This window comes from Lysinibacillus sp. 38-6 (genome assembly GCF_046245175.1).
Lineage (GTDB): Bacteria > Bacillota > Bacilli > Bacillales_A > Planococcaceae > Lysinibacillus.
Window position 1 is genome coordinate 115,197 of sequence record NZ_CP176417.1, and the last position, 17,692, is coordinate 132,888.

At 39.1% G+C, this 17,692-nt stretch carries 14 protein-coding genes; all 14 read left to right on the forward strand.

Translation table 11 applies throughout. From position 1 onward, the window contains the following. Position 1 precedes the first annotated feature (1 nt). The 14 genes from ACKVEV_RS00575 to glpK all read left to right on the forward strand — a co-directional run bounded on the left by ACKVEV_RS00575 (position 2) and on the right by glpK (position 17,679). The gene (locus tag ACKVEV_RS00575; RefSeq protein ID WP_409368435.1) at positions 2–130 is read left to right on the forward strand and encodes a hypothetical protein; all 129 of its coding nucleotides are present in this window, start codon (positions 2–4) and stop codon (positions 128–130) included. Beyond that, the gene (locus ACKVEV_RS00580; RefSeq protein WP_409368436.1) at positions 130–1,638 is read left to right on the forward strand and encodes a lipopolysaccharide biosynthesis protein; all 1,509 of its coding nucleotides are present in this window, start codon (positions 130–132) and stop codon (positions 1,636–1,638) included. Before ACKVEV_RS00575 ends, ACKVEV_RS00580 begins: the two co-directional genes overlap by 1 nt. A gap of 245 nt (positions 1,639–1,883) precedes the next feature. Further along, positions 1,884–2,681 carry a TIGR00282 family metallophosphoesterase gene (locus ACKVEV_RS00585; protein WP_409368437.1) on the forward strand — a complete coding sequence of 266 codons (798 nt, stop codon included), beginning with the start codon at positions 1,884–1,886 and terminating at the stop codon, positions 2,679–2,681. A 233-nt stretch (positions 2,682–2,914) separates the two neighbouring features. Continuing rightward, positions 2,915–3,181: a stage V sporulation protein S gene (locus tag ACKVEV_RS00590; RefSeq protein ID WP_010858535.1), complete on the forward strand. Its 267-nt coding sequence runs from the start codon at positions 2,915–2,917 to the stop codon at positions 3,179–3,181. A 485-nt stretch (positions 3,182–3,666) separates the two neighbouring features. Further along, on the forward strand, positions 3,667–5,406 hold the full coding sequence (locus tag ACKVEV_RS00595) for a 2-oxoacid:acceptor oxidoreductase subunit alpha (RefSeq protein ID WP_409368438.1): 1,740 nt from the start codon (positions 3,667–3,669) through the stop codon (positions 5,404–5,406). Then, on the forward strand, positions 5,406–6,272 hold the full coding sequence (locus tag ACKVEV_RS00600; RefSeq protein ID WP_409368439.1) for a 2-oxoacid:ferredoxin oxidoreductase subunit beta: 867 nt from the start codon (positions 5,406–5,408) through the stop codon (positions 6,270–6,272). Before ACKVEV_RS00595 ends, ACKVEV_RS00600 begins: the two co-directional genes overlap by 1 nt. Positions 6,273–6,865: 593 nt before the next feature. Beyond that, positions 6,866–7,495, forward strand: a complete 630-nt coding sequence (locus tag ACKVEV_RS00605; protein ID WP_409368440.1) for a hypothetical protein — start codon at positions 6,866–6,868, stop codon at positions 7,493–7,495. Between the two features lie 245 nt (positions 7,496–7,740). Next, positions 7,741–8,115, forward strand: coding sequence for a 2-oxoglutarate ferredoxin oxidoreductase subunit beta (locus tag ACKVEV_RS00610; protein ID WP_402924634.1), 375 nt, complete (start codon positions 7,741–7,743; stop codon positions 8,113–8,115). 373 nt (positions 8,116–8,488) lie between these two features. After that, the gene (gene miaB / locus ACKVEV_RS00615; protein ID WP_409368441.1) at positions 8,489–10,033 is read left to right on the forward strand and encodes a tRNA (N6-isopentenyl adenosine(37)-C2)-methylthiotransferase MiaB; all 1,545 of its coding nucleotides are present in this window, start codon (positions 8,489–8,491) and stop codon (positions 10,031–10,033) included. Beyond that, the gene (locus tag ACKVEV_RS00620) at positions 10,034–10,471 is read left to right on the forward strand and encodes a RicAFT regulatory complex protein RicA family protein (protein ID WP_409368442.1); all 438 of its coding nucleotides are present in this window, start codon (positions 10,034–10,036) and stop codon (positions 10,469–10,471) included. It begins immediately after the preceding gene. 148 nt (positions 10,472–10,619) lie between these two features. Continuing rightward, on the forward strand, positions 10,620–11,288 hold the full coding sequence (gene cotE / locus ACKVEV_RS00625; protein WP_402924628.1) for an outer spore coat protein CotE: 669 nt from the start codon (positions 10,620–10,622) through the stop codon (positions 11,286–11,288). A gap of 324 nt (positions 11,289–11,612) precedes the next feature. Then, positions 11,613–14,180 carry a DNA mismatch repair protein MutS gene (mutS, locus tag ACKVEV_RS00630; RefSeq protein WP_409368443.1) on the forward strand — a complete coding sequence of 856 codons (2,568 nt, stop codon included), beginning with the start codon at positions 11,613–11,615 and terminating at the stop codon, positions 14,178–14,180. 14 nt (positions 14,181–14,194) lie between these two features. Continuing rightward, positions 14,195–16,099, forward strand: coding sequence for a DNA mismatch repair endonuclease MutL (gene mutL / locus ACKVEV_RS00635; protein ID WP_409368444.1), 1,905 nt, complete (start codon positions 14,195–14,197; stop codon positions 16,097–16,099). A gap of 86 nt (positions 16,100–16,185) precedes the next feature. Continuing rightward, positions 16,186–17,679: a glycerol kinase GlpK gene (gene glpK, locus ACKVEV_RS00640; RefSeq protein WP_409368445.1), complete on the forward strand. Its 1,494-nt coding sequence runs from the start codon at positions 16,186–16,188 to the stop codon at positions 17,677–17,679. Positions 17,680–17,692: the final 13 nt, after the last annotated feature.

The window sequence follows — 17,692 nt, forward strand, 5'->3', positions numbered from 1 at the left end:
AATGCCATTTTTAAGTAAGGTGGTGCCGATTGACAATCGTGGCATTGTAAAACAAGCGCGTCGTTTAAATCCTCAAATGAAATCTGTAACTCATAGCAATGAAATTTTGAAACGAAATAGACGTGAATAATGCGAACAAAAAAAATTATGTTAAATTTATTTTCCAATGTGACGTTGCAAATTGTTACGGCCATTATTAATTTTATTATGCCGCGTTTATTTATGACAACTTACGGCTCCGCTACGAATGGACTTGTCACGTCCATTAAGTATTTTTTAAGTTACTTAAGAATTGTAGAAGCAGGAGTGGGCAGTGCTTCCATCGCAGCGCTCTATAAACCTTTGGCGATGCATGATAAAGACCAGGTAAACGGCATTCTGTCTGCCACGCATCATTTTTACAGACGGTCAGGAATGATATTTGTCGTTTTAGTAGCTCTTTTAGCGATCGGCTATCCATTACTTGTAAGCAAAGAAATCAGCCCACTTACAGCCTTTTATTTGGTGCTTGTGCTCGGTCTCAGTGGCGTATGGGAATATTTTTTAATTGGAAAATATTTAGTGCTCCTAACAGCCAATCAAAAAAGCTATATTATTTTCCGTATTCAAACAGCTTTATTAATTGCTAGTACAATACTCTCCTATGCTTTACTTACGCTTGGTTATTCCATTGTTATCGTTGTTGGTAGTGCTAGTATTTTATTATTACTCGATATCCTTTTTTTAAAAGTATATGTCCAAAAAAAATATCCGTATTTCAATAGTAGTGTCGAACCAAATACGCCAGCAATTAGTCAAAAGTGGGATGCTTTTATCCACCAAATTGCGTCATTAGTTGTGTTTAACACACCGATTATATTAATTTCCATTTTTCTAGGTCTTGCAGAGGTTAGTGTATTTACGGTGTACAATATGGTATCGAATGGTGTGACATTGTTTATTTCAGCTTTTTCAGGAGCAATGTTAGCAGCCTTTGGGGATATACTTGTAAAAGAAGAGCGAGAGGCACTACAAAGGCATTTTCATCATTTTGAATATGTGTTTTTTGCAGTCGTTGCCTTCTGTTATACATGTACAGCTATTTTAATTTTGCCATTTATGACCGTCTATACAGCGGGTATTGACGATGCTAACTATATAAGACCAGGGCTAGCGACACTTTTTGTCATTGGTGGTATTGCCAATGCGCTGCGAATTCCTGCCACTACATTAGTCAATTCAGCCGGACATTTTAAAGAGACAAAGATTCGCGCCATCATCGAAGCGGCTATTAGCTTTTGTGTCTCCATTGTGTTAGTTCAATTTATAGGTGTTGAAGGAATTTTAATCGGTACGCTATGTTCGTATGTATATCGAACGTGTGATTTAATGCTTTATACCTCTAAAGTAATATTAAAAGGCTCAATATTTGTTACACTTAAAAAACTTGTCATTAATGGTATTTTGGCTTTTGTTGCAGCCTCGCCGTTCTTATTTTTCATCGAACTACATATAGCAACAATCGGAGCATGGTTTGTTGCAGCGGTCTGCATTTCTATATGGACAATAACCGTTATTTTTGTTGGTAACTTTATACTCCAACCGAAAACCATGCGTACGATTTTACTACACTTAAAGCAAGTTCTTGCCCATCACTAAATGTTTTTCTTACTTAGCAATGACCATTTGCGAACGAAATGTTTTTAGAAAGATTTGTAGCCTGTCTTGGAATAGCGTTGGACATATTCTATATAAAGAATCATGTCATTAACTATTTCGTTGAACGAAGTGTTTTTCGGTTAATAATAAAATCGGATATGATTTTTCCCTTTATTTTTGCTGTAGATAAAGATAAAATGGTAAACTCTAATGAGTGTTATTGAAAGAAAGAGTGGTTTTGAAAAATGAAAGTACTATTTATTGGAGATATCGTCGGTTCAATCGGTCGAGATGCGGTAGAAAAATATTTACCACGATTAAAAAAGAAATACAATGCAGACGTCGTTATTGCCAATGGTGAAAATGCAGCAGCAGGTCGTGGCATTACACGCAATATTTATAATGACTTATTACAAATGGGTGTAGATGTTATTACGATGGGTAACCACACTTGGGATAACAAAGATATTTTTGATTTTATTGATGATGCCGAGTATTTAATTCGTCCAGCGAACTTTTCACCAGAGGCGCCTGGTAAGGGTATGGTCCAAATTTCGAAAAAGGGCGTTACGTTATCGGTAATCAATTTACACGGTCGTGTATTTTTGCCGCCGCACGAAGATCCATTTGCAATGGCAGAGGAATTGATTGAAGAAGCGCATAAAACGTCACCGCTTGTCTTTGTAGATTTCCATGCAGAAGCGACAAGTGAAAAAATCGCACTTGGCTGGCACCTAGATGGTAAAGCATCTGCCGTTGTTGGGACACATACGCATGTGCAAACTGCGGATGCACGTATTTATCCTAATGGGACTGCTTATATTACAGACGTTGGCATGACAGGTCCCTATGATGAAATTTTAGGGATGACAAAGGAAAGTGTCATTTATAAGTTCCAAACAAATATGCCATCACGTTTTGAAGTACCGAAAAAGGGTCGTGATGTGTTAAGTGGCTTTTTTGTTGATATTGATGACAAGACAGGAAAAGCTCTTCACTGTGAAAGAATATATATTAATGAAGATTATCCGTTTCAAGGGTAATTGGAAAAACTACTGTGCAAAGGTTTTGTGCAGTAGTTTTTTTTGGTTACAGTTGTTGTAATGATGAAAAATAGTGTGAATTTTATGACTTTCTAATATATAAAAAATGAAAATAGTCTATTTTCAATTTGTCGAGCATAAAATGACCTATCGACAATAACTTGAGGTCCAAAATAAAGGGGGACATGAGTTGTTGAGCGTAAACACTATTCGCGAAACGGGGAGGAATAATTGTGGATTCATTAAAAGTATCGTCACGCTCTAATCCAAATTCAGTTGCAGGTGCATTAGTCGCGGTAATCAGAGAAAAAGGGCAAGCAGAAATGCAGGCAGTTGGGGCAGGTGCACTTAACCAAGCCGTAAAAGCAGTGGCTATTGCACGCGGATTTGTAGCGCCAAGTGGTACAGATTTAATTTGCGCTCCGGCGTTTGCCGATATTTTAATTGCTGGTGAAGAACGTACAGCCTTAAAGTTGCTAGTAGAAAAACGTGTTCGATAATAAAGTAGAACTTTAATCGGTGGGGGCAACCCCACCGATTTTAAGTGCATTTTAAGTGCCATTTTAAGTGCCAGGCACCGAAACAATTCTGAATTTTAAAACATTTTTAGTGGAGGAACGAAATATAACTCCTGCTCGGCATACACATAACGTAAGCCGCAATCAATCGCCCGTTAGCGATGGTTGCGGCTTATGTTGTGTCGGCGGAAAGAGCCCACTTAAAAGTGCCAGGCACTCAAACAATTCTCAAACAATGTGTATTACTTAAATCCAATAAAATAATACTAAACAATGCACTGCAAATCAGTGCGTTCATTTTTTATATTTAATTGATTTGAAAATTACAACTTTTTGAACGATATTTTCAGTCAAAGGTCTGAATTTCGCCTAATTCATTGAATAACAATAGTGTAGACCGTTTCTTCGTGTTAAACTTATGAAGGAAAAAAATAATAGTATACATTGGATTTTAAGGAGTTGTTGAGATGTTACATCAGCTTTCGTGGAAAGTCGGTGGGCAACAAGGTGAAGGGATCGAGAGTACAGGTGAGATTTTCTCGATGGCAATGAATCGTCTAGGTTATTTCCTATACGGTTATCGTCACTTCTCTTCTCGTATAAAAGGTGGCCACACTAATAATAAAATTACAGTTCGTCCAACAGAAGTACGTTCTATTGCGGATGATTTAGATATTTTAGTGGCGTTCGATCAAGAAACAATCGACGTCAATTATAAAGAATTAACAGAAAAAGGGATTATTTTAGCTGATGCAAAATTTGAACCAGTAAAGCCTGAAGATTCAAAAGCACCATTATTTGCAGTACCGTTCACAGAGGTAGCGGCAGAGCTTGGTACAACATTAATGAAAAACATGGTGGCAATCGGAGCTACCGCTTCACTTTTAAACTTAGAAGATGCTGTGTTCCAAAATGTTGTGGATGACATCTTTGGCAAAAAAGGTGAAGAAGTTGTTCAGAAAAACATGGAAGCTATTGCACGCGGTCATGAAATGATGAATGAACTACTAGGCGATCGAATTGGTGAGTGGGCATTAGCGCCTGCTGATGGTAAACGCCGTATGTTTATGATCGGCAATGATGCTATTGCACTTGGTGCACTAGCTGCTGGGACACGCTTTATGGCAGCATACCCGATTACCCCTGCATCAGAAATTATGGAATATCTTATTAAAAAATTACCGAAATTCGGTGGAGCAGTTATTCAAACAGAAGATGAAATTGCTGCAGCGACAATGGCAATTGGCGCAAACTATGGCGGTGTGCGTTCATTTACAGCGTCAGCAGGTCCTGGTCTGTCATTGATGATGGAAGCAATCGGACTTTCAGGTATGACTGAGCAACCTCTCGTTGTCATTGATACACAGCGTGGCGGCCCATCTACTGGTTTACCAACGAAGCAAGAACAATCAGATTTAATGGCAATGCTTTATGGTACGCATGGTGAAATTCCGAAAGTGGTCATTGCACCTTCCACAATGGAAGAAGCGTTCTTTGACACAATTCAAGCGTTTAATATTGCAGAGGAATTACAATTGCCTGTTATTTTAATGACGGACTTACAATTATCACTAGGTAAACAAACAGTTGAACCATTCGATTACAAAAAAATTGAAATTCGTCGCGGTAAAATGGTCACTGACGATATTGAAGCTTCAGCTGATAAATCTTACTTCAAACGTTATGAAGATACAGAAGACGGTATTTCGCCACGCGTATTACCAGGTCATTTAAACGGTATCCACCACGTTACAGGTGTTGAGCATGATGAAACAGGGAAGCCATCTGAAGCAACTGGCAACCGTCGTACACAAATGGATAAACGCTTCCGTAAACTTGAAGCGTTGACGTTTGATACACCAGTTTACAAAAATGCACCACATGAAGAAGCGGATGTTTTATTAGTAGGCTTTAACTCAACACGTGGAGCAATTGAAGAAGTGCAAGAGCGTTTAAACGCTCAAGGCTTGAAGGTGAACCACGCGCATATTCGCCTAATTCACCCATTCCCATCTGCTGAGATGGCACCTCTTGTGGCAAAAGCGAAAAAAGTAATCGTAGTAGAAAACAACTACACAGGTCAATTAGCAAATATCATGAAAATGAATATTGGCGGTCATGACAAAATTGAGATGATTACAAAATACAACGGTACACCGTTCTTACCAGGTGAATTAGAAAATAGAGTGAAGGAGTTGACTCGCTAATGGCAACATTTAAGGATTTTCGTAATACAGTGAAACCAAACTGGTGCCCGGGTTGTGGCGACTTCTCTGTACAGGCTGCCATTCAACGTGCAGCAGCAAATGTAGGCATTGAACCAAATGAACTAGCAGTTATTTCTGGTATCGGCTGTTCAGGTCGTATTTCGGGTTATATTAATTCTTACGGTTTCCACGGCATTCATGGCCGTGCACTACCAATTGCTCAAGGATTGAAAATGGCCAATCGTGATTTAAACGTCATCGCTTCTGGTGGTGACGGAGATGGTTTTGCGATTGGTATGGGGCATACAATTCATGCTATCCGTCGAAACATCGATATCACATACGTTGTGATGGATAACCAAATTTACGGATTAACAAAAGGCCAAACATCTCCACGCTCGGCGGCTGGATTTATTACAAAATCAACGCCAGGTGGTGCAATTGAGCCATCTTTAAAACCTTTAGAAGTAGCTTTAACAAGTGGTGCAACATTTGTGGCACAAGGCTTCTCTACGGATATTAAAGAATTAACAGCTTTAATTGAAGCGGGCATTAACCATAAAGGCTTTTCTTTCATCAACGTATTTTCACCATGTGTTACTTACAACAAAGTGAATACGTACGATTGGTTTAAAGAAAACTTAACAAAGCTAGCGGACATTGAAGGTTATGATCATACTGACCGGGGCATGGCAATGCGCACAGTAATGGAGCATGAAGGCTTAGTAACAGGGATTATTTATCAAGATAAAGAAACAACTTCTTATCAAGAAAAAGTACCTGGATATGCTGAGTTGCCATTAACGGATATCGACATTAAAATGAGCGAAAATCAATTCGATGCACTTGTGCAGGAGTTTATGTAAATAAGAACGCTAAAAGCCACAATTTTAATATTGTGGCTTTTGTCATTTTTTTAATGCTGGATATGGAATTGAATTTCCATGCAATTTAAATAAACTCTTCGAGCATAACAACTGATTTTAAAAAACATAAATTAGCAACAATGAGATGACAATAGATTGAATTGAGGAAGTTAAAAAGAATCTTTTTTTATTAAATTCGCGGGAATTAACAATGAGTTTTTGAGCGATAAAATTTAGGGCTAGCATTATGAAAAGAGTAAAAATAAGTGTTTTAATTTCTATTAACATTTGAAATATCCTCCTTTTTTATGAGAAAATATTTATGTTACTGTTAGAGAGTATAAATAGTTTTGTGTGAATTAGATAGTAATAAAGGGAATGACTTTTCTGGATTGAATTAAAATTACCCCAACCATCGCTAGAAAGAATTCTTTTGGAAGGGTTAATTGTTTGGGAATAAAAATAAATATTGGATAAATATTGATTTTTAGCAATCCTTTTGAAGAGCTTATATTGTCATTTACACAAAAAATTGACACTCCCTATTAGTAATATATAATAACATAATTTCATATGAATGGAGGAAATTGAAAGTGAAGAAGTATTATTTCAGCATCATGTTATCTATTGTTGTTGTCTTTTTGCCACTATCATTTGAATCGTTCAATGTACAGGCTGTTGAAAATGAAGAAACGCAGCTATTAACGCCTGTGCAAATAAAAGAAATTAATGTGGTATTAGAAGAATTAAGGATTCAAGTGAATGATAGATTAAATCAAGGTGAAACAGATATAACTGTATTTGGTGATTTGAGTTTTCAAGAGGATCCTATAAGTCTGACCTTTCAAGTCGAAGTACCTAATGCTCGATTCGTTGCAGGACAAAGAAATGTATCTTTATTATCTGCAGTACAACAAAGGGCAAATTTTAGAGCTGAGGTACATAATACTGCTGGATTTAATTTTAGTCATCTTCTAACAGGTAGTTTTTTATGGGGAGCAGGTAAAATAGGGAACATTTCTTATGATGCTACTTTACATGGTGCTTTATATGGTAAAACACATTCTACAAATGTAACTAGATTAGATCCTAGTGTTGCACAAGTTTCAAGTGTAGGTAAATTTAGAGCTTTGCGTTTTGCACCAGTTGAATATACAACACATATAGTAGTAGAACTATATGGAAGTGGACATTATAGTTTAAAAAGAGCAGTATTAGGATAATGAAAAGTCGCAGAAGCTACTTCTGGTATAGACAAAAGGCATTAAGAGTTCAATCTTGATGCCTTTTGTCTTTTTATTTAAGTGCCAGGCACCCAAACAATTCTGAAATTTTTGCGCCAGGTGTGTGCTTCATTAAGTATCCGTAACAAAATTTTTAATAGTAGAAATCCATCAAATGATTAGTAGGGGGCGTCCGCGGGTAAAATTAAAGGAACAAATGATACAATAAAAGAAAAAAAGAGGCGATGTTCGTGAATAATATCATTGATTTTATTGCGAAAAAAAAGGAACGAGAAGAACAGCAACGTGCCCGAGACTTAGAACGGTATGTTGCGACTCATTGTAAATTTCATCAGCCAGAAAATATTGATGCACTCGTTGATGGGAAAGTAATTGAAGTGAAAGATCATACGTTGTTTTTAGGTTTTTTATCCATATTAAAAGATGAACAAATTGAGCCCCTTCATATCTTTCAGGACGTTTTCACCTTAGAACCAATCCGTTTTGAAATGGCCTATAATATGAAGTGGTGGTCAGTTGTCCAGCTTGCTTTTACATTTTTAACGATTTTAAAAGAAAATGAACCGCATACATATGCCGATTTTCTAGGATTATCTTGAGTAATCTAGGGTGTGTGCACGTCTGAAAAACGAACCAAACGTGCGCATACAATACTCGATTCGCCTTCATTGTAACTTTAAAAGAACTCCGTTGATTCTCCTCCCTTCTCCCCCCTATATTTAACAAAATTCCGATAAAAATATGCATCCGAAAAAGTAAGATAATGGTAAACTTCGTTGGTCATACTTTTACACTATCCACCCATGGGAAAATAAACAAAACGACAGAAAAGTTTTGATAAGCAAGTGTATTTAAGTCGAAACCACGACATTTAATACACAAACCTTGTAGGAAGTAGTAATCATTCAGTATAATAGTAAAATGGGAATTCGAATGCACGGATTTCGTTTGAAAGGAGTTACCTGACCTGCAATGAATGAGGAACAACGTTTAACGAGTCAACAAGTCAATCAACCAAAAAAAGAAGACAAGCCTGAAAAGGATTATAGTAAATATTTTGAGAAGGTCTTTACTGCCCCTTCATTAAAAGATGCAAAAAAACGTGGCAAAGAAGAAGTGAAATACCATAAAGACTTCCAAATTGCAGAACAATTTGCTGGCATGGGCGAGGGACGGACGTTTTATATCCGTACATATGGCTGCCAAATGAATGAGCACGATACAGAAGTAATGGCTGGGATTTTTATGCAGCTAGGCTATACATCAACAGACATTATCGAAGAAGCAGATGTCGTGTTACTGAATACATGTGCCATTCGTGAAAATGCAGAAAACAAAGTATTTGGAGAGCTTGGTTTCCTGCTAAAATATAAACGCAAAAATCCTGAAATGCTGATTGGCGTATGTGGCTGTATGTCACAGGAAGAATCCGTCGTCAATAAAATTTTAAAAACGTATCCACACGTTGATATGGTCTTTGGTACGCACAATATTCACCGTTTGCCAAATATTTTAAAAGAAGCCTACATGTCGAAGGAAATGGTTGTAGAGGTTTGGTCGAAAGAAGGCGATGTTATTGAAAACTTGCCAAAGAAACGTCTAGGTTCCATTAAAGCATGGGTGAATATTATGTACGGCTGTGACAAGTTCTGTACGTATTGTATTGTGCCCTATACGCGAGGTAAAGAGCGTAGTCGACGTCCAGAGGAAATCATTGCTGAAGTACGTGAACTAGCAGCGGCGGGCTATAAAGAAATCATGCTGTTAGGCCAAAATGTCAACGCTTACGGAAAAGACTTCGAGGACATTGACTACCGACTTGGTGATCTAATGGACGAATTGCGAAAAATTGATATTCCGCGTATTCGCTTTACAACAAGTCACCCACGTGATTTCGATGATTATTTAATTGAAGTGCTAGCAAAAGGCGGTAACTTAGTTGAACATATTCATTTACCAGTTCAATCAGGCTCAAATGATGTGTTAAAGATTATGGCACGTAAATATAGCCGTGAGCATTTCCTTAGCCTAGTCGAGAAGATTAAAGCGGCCATCCCAGGCGTGACGTTAACAACGGATATTATTGTCGGTTATCCAAACGAAACGGAAGAGCAGTTTGAAGAGACATTATCGTTATACCGTGAAGTAGGCTTTGAAATGGCCTTTACGTATATTTACTCTCCTCGTGAAGGGACACCAGCTGCGAAGATGGTCGATAATGTACCGGAAGACGTGAAAAAAGAACGTCTACATCGTTTGAATGCCGTTGTACAAGAGTATTCAAGAAAAGCGCTTGTAGGCTTAAAAGGCGAAATCGTGGAAGTATTAGTCGAAGGAACAAGTAAACGTCGCGATGATGTGCTTGCCGGCTATACGCGTAAAAACCGTCTCGTGAATTTCAAAGCACCAACAGAGTTGATTGGACAGTTAGTGAAAGTGAAAATAACGGAAGCTACTTCTTATTCATTAACTGGAGAATTTGTGGAAGTAGTAAAAAATGAAAAGGTGGAAGCGTAAATGACTCAAGTATTGTATACAAAAGAAGATTTAATTAAAAAATCACATGAAATTGCGCATATGATTGCGAATACACCAGAAGTAGACTTTTTTAAAAAAGCTGAAGCACAAATTAATGAAAATCAACTTGTTCGTGAGCGAATCGCTAGTTTAAAAAGCTTACAAAAGCAAGCAGTAAACTTTCAACACCTAGGTAAAGAAAAAGCGTTAAAAATGATTGAAGATAAAATTGCAAAAATTGAAGAAGAAATTAATGCGATTCCAGTTGTACAGCAATTTAAAGATTCACAAGGTGATGTCAATGATTTATTACAATTAGTGTCCAACACAATTGCTAATAACGTGACAAATGAAATTGTACGTTCAACTGGTGGCGATGTATTACGTGGTGAAACAGGTTCGTATGTACAAAATTCACAGCCAGGAAGCTGCTCATAAACAAATAATAGAAGAAACAGCCCGAATAACAGTATTCGGGCTATTTTTTATGGCGTAATTCGAGAGGGCATTCGCACGCGATCAGAGCCTTTACGAAAGCAGTTAAAGGTAAAATTGTAGAAAGTAAGTCCATTAGATTCTATGAAATATGTTCACCCAATGGGCGCTACCTGCATATGATGGAGTGAAAAGAGTCGAAGGAGGAATTGCGCTGAAACGTTTACGACAAATCGTGACGAAAGCAGTAGTTGCCAAAGGGAAGAAGAGAACAGAAGAACGTGTAACATTATGTCCAACAAATAAACCGACGAGTATTCTCGGTTGCTGGGTAATCAACCATACTTGTTCAGCAAAGAAAGTCGGTAAATTTGTAGAAGTGTCAGGAAAGTTTGATGTCAATGTATGGTATGCTTATAGTAATCATTCGAAAACAGCAGTGTTTTCAGAAACGGTTCACTATAAAGATAAGGTAAAGCTTCATTTCAGAGATGGTGAAGTCACAGTTGGCGATGATGTGCGCGTGCGTGTTATACAAGAACCAAATTGCATGGAAGCGATAATTTCTCCATGTGGCACGAAATTTGAAATTGTAGTAGAGCGTGAGACAGTCGTTGAAGTAATGGGTGAAATGACAATTTGTATTAGTGTTCATCCGCTAGATTTCGAAGAGGAATGGAACTTTAGTGATGAAAGCTCATCTTCCTCCTCATCTAGTTCAAGTTCAAGCTCCAGCTCTAGCTCCAGTTCGTCTAGCTCGAGCAGTGATGGGAGATTTGTTTTAGAGTCGTCATCGTTTCCTGATGAGCGCCCAAGATAAAACACAAGCTAATATTTTTTTGATACATGCGAAATGCTAGCATCTTTACAAAGGTGAAATAAGCGTTTCGCATGTATCTTTTGTTATAATAAAACTAACGATCAGCGATGACGTCTGCTTATGTGGGAAAAAATAGTTGTGGGTGAAATTTTTGTTTTGAAAATATCCAAATGTTCACTAACAAAGTGCTAGCAAACGTTAAGAACGTGTTAGCACCTATAGAACAAATGCTATTTAGAACTACTAGGGAGCAGATATAAGCACATTTTAAAATAAACAAGAAGCAATAATGCTTTAAATGGCAAGAGCGAGGGACTTTATTAAATGACAACATACACACCAATGATGCAACAATATTTGCAAGTAAAAGAAGATTATCAAGATGCCTTTTTATTTTTTAGATTAGGTGACTTTTACGAAATGTTTTTTGAAGATGCTATTAATGCATCACAAATTTTAGAAATTACATTAACGAGCCGAGATGCCGGTGCTAAGGAACGTATTCCGATGTGTGGCGTACCGCATCACTCTGCTAAAAATTATATTGAAACACTTGTGCAAAAAGGCTATAAGGTCGCAATTTGTGAGCAAACGGAAGATCCAAAGCAAGCAAAAGGCGTAGTCAAACGTGAAGTAGTGCAACTTATTACGCCTGGTACCATTATGGAAGGGAAGGCGCTTGATGGGAAAACGAATCATTTTATAGGCGCTGCACAACAGTTAGATGCTACTACGTTTGGTTATGCCTATTTGGATCTATCGACAGGTGAAGCCATTGCATCGTCTATTGAAGGCGATGGCAAGGCGCTACTAATGCAAATGCAAGCATATGGGATTCGGGAACTAATCGTAACGGAGAGCTTACAGCTTTTATTAGCAGAACATGCTGTAAATGTAGGCATTGTACTTTCTACTGAAGACGATGAAATGGCGATGGACAAAGCTGCGAACTATTTAGAAGCAGTACCAGCAACAATCCAGGAAGCTTGTCGTCGTTTATTACATTATATTGATAAAACACAAATGCGGTCACTTTCGCATATTCAAGCGTTTACCTTTAATGAAATGAAAAACTATTTGCGTATTGATTCTAGCTCGAAGCGTAACTTAGAGCTTATTCAGTCCATTCGTGGCGGCGATCAAAAGGGCACGCTATTATGGCTGTTAGATGACACCGTTACAGCAATGGGCGGACGAAAGCTCAAACAATGGCTCCATCAACCGTTAGCCTCACGTTCAGCTATTGAGGCAAGACTTGCAATGGTTAGTGATTTGTTAGAAGAATATTTTGTTAGATCAGAATTACAAACTTCTTTAAAACAAGTATATGATTTAGAACGTTTAGCTGGTCGTGTCGCTTTCGGAAATGTAGGCGGGCGTGATTTAGCACAGCTTCGTGACTCGTTACGTCAAGTACCAGTTATCCAACAACAGCTAGCAGGAGCCCCTAAAGAAACATTGCAAAAGCTAGGCGCAGCACTCGATACGTGTGCGGACGTGGAGGCTTTATTGGCACGTGCGATTACAGATAATCCGCCAATTACCATTAAAGAAGGCGATGTTATTCGAGATGGCTATAATGAACGACTAGATGAACTGCGCTATGCATCGCGCAATGGCAAGGACTGGATAGCCCAATTAGAACAAGCAGAACGTGTGAAAACAGGCATTAAAAACTTAAAAATCGGCTATAACCGCGTTTTTGGTTATTATATCGAAATTACAAAATCCAATATTCATTTAGCAGATTTAACGCGCTATGAACGGAAGCAAACACTGGCCAATGCAGAGCGTTACATTACGCAAGAATTGAAAGAAAAAGAGGCACTTATTTTAAATGCTGAGGAAGAAAGCTTAGCATTAGAGTACAACCTATTCGTTGAAATTCGAGAGCAATTAAAGGCCTACATTCCACGTGTCCAAGCATTAGCCGCAAGTATTAGTGAGTTAGATGTCTTGCTAAGCTTTGCAAGCGTCTCGGAAAAATATCGTTTTACAAAACCCGAATTTCATGCGGGTCGTGCGCTAGAAATTATAGAAGGCCGTCATCCAGTTGTCGAGAAAATGCTCAATAAACAAATGTATGTCCCAAATGATTGTGTGCTCGAAGAAAATCACAATATGATGCTGATTACAGGGCCGAATATGTCCGGTAAAAGTACGTATATGCGCCAAGTTGCGCTAATCGTTGTAATGGCGCAAATGGGTTGCTATGTACCTGCGGAAAAGGCGAGATTGCCTATTACAGATCAGATTTTCACACGCATTGGTGCTGCAGATGATTTAGCAGCGGGCCAATCAACATTTATGGTGGAAATGCTAGAATCACAGCATGCCATAATGCATGCTACAAAAAATAGCTTAATGCTATTTGATGAAATTGGTCGTGGGACGTCCACGTATGATGGCATGAGCCTTGCGCAATCGATGATGGAATATATTCATGATAAAATTGGGGCCAATACATTGTTCTCCACACATTATCATGAATTGACAGCGCTAGAAAAAGAATTACCTCGATTACAAAATGTCCATGTGTCTGCCACTGAAAAGAATGGCACAGTCGTCTTTTTACACAAAGTAAAAAAAGGAGCGGCCGATAAATCATACGGTATTCATGTCGCGCAGCTAGCGCAGTTACCGGAGGAAATTTTAGAAAGAGCACGTATTTTGCTTGAAAATTTTGAAGCAGATAAAAAACTACCGACGTCACAAGAAGTAGTGGAGCAACCTGTCCAAATGTCGTTATTTACAGAACAAGCGCCACTATCTTCAGCTGAAGAAGATGTTTTGAAAAACTTAGAGAAGGTCAATATCCTTGGCACATCACCGATGCAAGCCATGAATATTTTATATGATTTACAACAGCAATTAATCAACGCTAAAAAATAAAGGAGTGATGCGTCATGGGGAAAATTCAAATTATGGACGCGTGGCTATCCAATAGAATTGCAGCGGGGGAAGTAGTAGAACGACCGGCATCTGTTGTCAAAGAGTTAGTTGAAAATGCAATCGATGCTGGCAGTACGTCTATCGATGTCTTTTTACTAGAAGCAGGGCTCACATCCATCCAAGTAATTGATAATGGCAGTGGCATGGATGAGGAAGACGCATTAATTTCCTTCTCACGCCATGCTACAAGTAAAATTCATCAAGAGCATGATTTATTTCGTATTCGTACGTTAGGATTTCGTGGTGAGGCATTAGCTTCCATCGCCTCCGTATCCAAAATGACGATGATTACATCCACTGGCGAATCAGGTACACATGTCGAGCTGGAAGGTGGCCATGTGACAATGCAAAAGCCCGGCCCACTGCGTAAAGGAACAGATATTACAGTAGCACAGCTATTTTTCAATACGCCTGCTCGTTTAAAATATATGAAAACAATCCAAACCGAGCTTGGACACACGATAGACCTAATGAATCGTCTAGCGCTCGGTAACCCACAAATTGCCTTTCGATTGTTACATAACGGTCAGCAGTTATTACAGACGAATGGACGAGGCGATGTGCAACAAGTGCTTGCCGCTATTTATGGCATGCATAATGCGAAAAAAATGGTGCCTTTTCAAGGGGAGTCACACGACTACAAAGTGTCGGGCTTTGTATCTTTACCAGAAGTAACACGTGCTTCTAAAAATTATATGTCGTTGTTTGTGAATGGACGTTGGGTCAAGCATTATTTGGTGCAAAAGGCTATTATCGATGCATACCATACGTATTTACCGATTGAACGCTTTCCAATTGTCGCGCTCTTTATCGAAGGAGATCCTTATTTAACTGACGTCAATGTGCATCCTGCCAAACACCAAATACGTTTAAGTAAAGAGCCAGAGCTACTAAAATTGATTGAAGAAACGATTCGAAGTAAAATCCGTGATGTTGTGCGTGTACCACTAATGGAGAAGAAGGAAAAAATACTAAAACCTGCAACGGAACAGCTAAATATATGGAAGCCTGCACCGAAGCTTGATGTAGAAAAAATGAATGCCATCGTTGAAAAGCTTTATGATGCGCAAACAGTACAGGAATCACCTAGCATTTTATCGACTGAGCAACCTGCATTGACAGCTACTTATACAGAAGAAAGTTGGCAATCACCACAACCAAGCATCGCAAATCAGGTAGAAATCCCGTTACCAATCGAGCACCAGGAAATTCTTCAGGAGCAGCCTTCACATCAGCCTTCTATAGAACAAGAGCAAGAGGAAACGAAAAAAGAGCCATTTCCTGCACTTGAAGTAGTTGGGCAAATACATGGGACTTATATTGTTGCGCAAATGGAGGATGGTTTTTATTTGATCGACCAACATGCGGCACAGGAGCGCATTAAATACGAATTTTTCCGTGAAAAAGTTGGACAAGTCGATCCGAATGAACGTCAGGCACTTTTGTTACCGTTGACCTTCCATTATGCAGCAGATGAGGCACTCATACTGCGAGAAAATAGACAGCAGTTAGAGGCAGTTGGTGTATTTTTAGAGGATTTTGGACAGTCATCTTTTGTTATTCGAGAGCATCCTAGTTGGTTTCCAAATGGTGAGGAACAGGACATTATCGAGGATTTAATCGAGCAAGTATTGACGACGAAAACGGCCGATGTCAAAAAAATGCGTGAGGCAGCTGCCATTATGATGAGCTGTAAAAAGTCTATCAAAGCCAATCATTATTTAACGAAAGAACAAATGGTTGCATTGTTAGATGATTTACGCGAAGCAGATAATCCATTTACTTGTCCGCATGGACGACCAGTCCTCATTCATTTTACAACCTATGAGGTAGAAAAAATGTTCAAACGGGTAATGTGATGATAACGGCGCACGGCGGTCACAGTAAAATGAAAAAAATCTACCGCAAAGTCGATTGTGGTGTGCAAACCTAAGGGGGAGAATGAATGGGTCAATTTATTTTAGCAATCGATCAAGGGACGACAAGTTCAAGAGCGATTTTATTTGATCATCAAGGTGAAATTGTCCATGTGGCACAAAAGGAATTTCAACAATATTTTCCGCAGGCCGGCTGGGTAGAGCATAATGCTAATGAGATTTGGGGCTCTGTGCTCGCGGTTATTGCAGCTGTGTTAACAGAAAGTGGGCATGAAGCAAGCGAGGTTCATGCAATAGGCATTACCAATCAGCGGGAAACGACGGTCGTTTGGGATAAGCATACGGGTCAGCCTATTTACAATGCGATTGTTTGGCAATCAAGGCAAACACAGGACATTGTGTCAGCATTGAAAGAACAAGGGCATGAAAAATTAGTGCAGCAAAAAACAGGATTGCGTCTAGATGCCTATTTCTCAGCATCGAAAATTAAATGGATTTTAGACAATGTCGAGGGCGCAAGAGCGAAGGCGGAAAATGGTGATTTGCTATTCGGCACGATTGATTCTTGGATTGTTTGGCGATTATCAAAAGGACAGGCGCATATTACCGATTATTCAAATGCTGCCCGGACATTACTTTATAATATTCATGAGCTACAATGGGACGCAGATCTTTGTGAACTATTTCAAGTTCCGATGTCGATGCTACCAGAAGTAAGAAATTCATCAGAAATATATACGACTACTGCACCGAGTATATTTTTCGGTGAAGCCATTCCAATTGCCGGTATTGCCGGTGATCAGCAAGCTGCACTTTTTGGGCAAACATGCTTTACGAAAGGCATGGCAAAAAATACGTACGGCACAGGTTGTTTCATGCTGTTAAATACGGGAGAGCAAGCAGTGCATAGTGAAAATGGCTTGCTGACTACCATTGCATGGGGCATTAATGGCACAGTGACATATGCGTTAGAAGGCAGTGTTTTTGTGGCGGGTTCTGCCATACAGTGGTTACGTGATGGACTGCGCATGATACGTACAGCGCAAGAATCTGAAAATTATGCGTCGAAAGTAGCCGATACAGATGGTGTTTACGTTGTCCCTGCTTTTGTTGGCTTAGGAACACCGTATTGGGATACCGATGCACGCGGTGCTATTTTTGGCTTAACACGAGGCACTTCAAAAGAACATTTTATTCGCGCAACACTCGAATCGTTAGCATATCAGACGAAAGATGTACTGGATGCAATGGAGGAAGCGGCTGGCACACCAATTGAAGTATTGCGGGTAGATGGTGGAGCAGTAAGTAATGCGCTATTAATGCAATTCCAAAGTGATATGTTGCAGTTACAAGTAGAGCTAGCAAAGCTTAATGAATCGACTGCACTCGGGGCAGCCTATTTAGCGGGGCTAGCAACGAACTTTTGGCCACATCAAGAGGCGTTAACTGCATTAAGGATAAATGGCCAAAGCTATCAACCGAACATGACGACAGAGCAAAGTGAGATGTTATACGCAGGCTGGCAGCGTGCTGTAGCAGCAACACGTTTATTCAAATCATAGCTAATGGGGGAGA

Excerpts from the sequence above, each read along its gene's own strand:
- mutS (WP_409368443.1), top strand. The coding sequence starts at position 11,613 with ATGACAACATACACACCAATGATGCAACAATATTTGCAAGTAAAAGAA.
- ACKVEV_RS00600 (WP_409368439.1), top strand. The coding sequence starts at position 5,406 with ATGGCAACATTTAAGGATTTTCGTAATACAGTGAAACCAAACTGGTGC.
- glpK (WP_409368445.1), top strand. The coding sequence starts at position 16,186 with ATGGGTCAATTTATTTTAGCAATCGATCAAGGGACGACAAGTTCAAGA.
- ACKVEV_RS00575 (WP_409368435.1), top strand. The coding sequence starts at position 2 with ATGCCATTTTTAAGTAAGGTGGTGCCGATTGACAATCGTGGCATTGTA.
- cotE (WP_402924628.1), top strand. The coding sequence starts at position 10,620 with ATGTTCACCCAATGGGCGCTACCTGCATATGATGGAGTGAAAAGAGTC.
- ACKVEV_RS00620 (WP_409368442.1), top strand. The coding sequence starts at position 10,034 with ATGACTCAAGTATTGTATACAAAAGAAGATTTAATTAAAAAATCACAT.
- ACKVEV_RS00610 (WP_402924634.1), top strand. The coding sequence starts at position 7,741 with ATGTTCGTGAATAATATCATTGATTTTATTGCGAAAAAAAAGGAACGA.
- ACKVEV_RS00585 (WP_409368437.1), top strand. The coding sequence starts at position 1,884 with ATGAAAGTACTATTTATTGGAGATATCGTCGGTTCAATCGGTCGAGAT.
- ACKVEV_RS00580 (WP_409368436.1), top strand. The coding sequence starts at position 130 with ATGCGAACAAAAAAAATTATGTTAAATTTATTTTCCAATGTGACGTTG.
- ACKVEV_RS00595 (WP_409368438.1), top strand. The coding sequence starts at position 3,667 with ATGTTACATCAGCTTTCGTGGAAAGTCGGTGGGCAACAAGGTGAAGGG.
- mutL (WP_409368444.1), top strand. The coding sequence starts at position 14,195 with ATGGGGAAAATTCAAATTATGGACGCGTGGCTATCCAATAGAATTGCA.
- miaB (WP_409368441.1), top strand. The coding sequence starts at position 8,489 with ATGAATGAGGAACAACGTTTAACGAGTCAACAAGTCAATCAACCAAAA.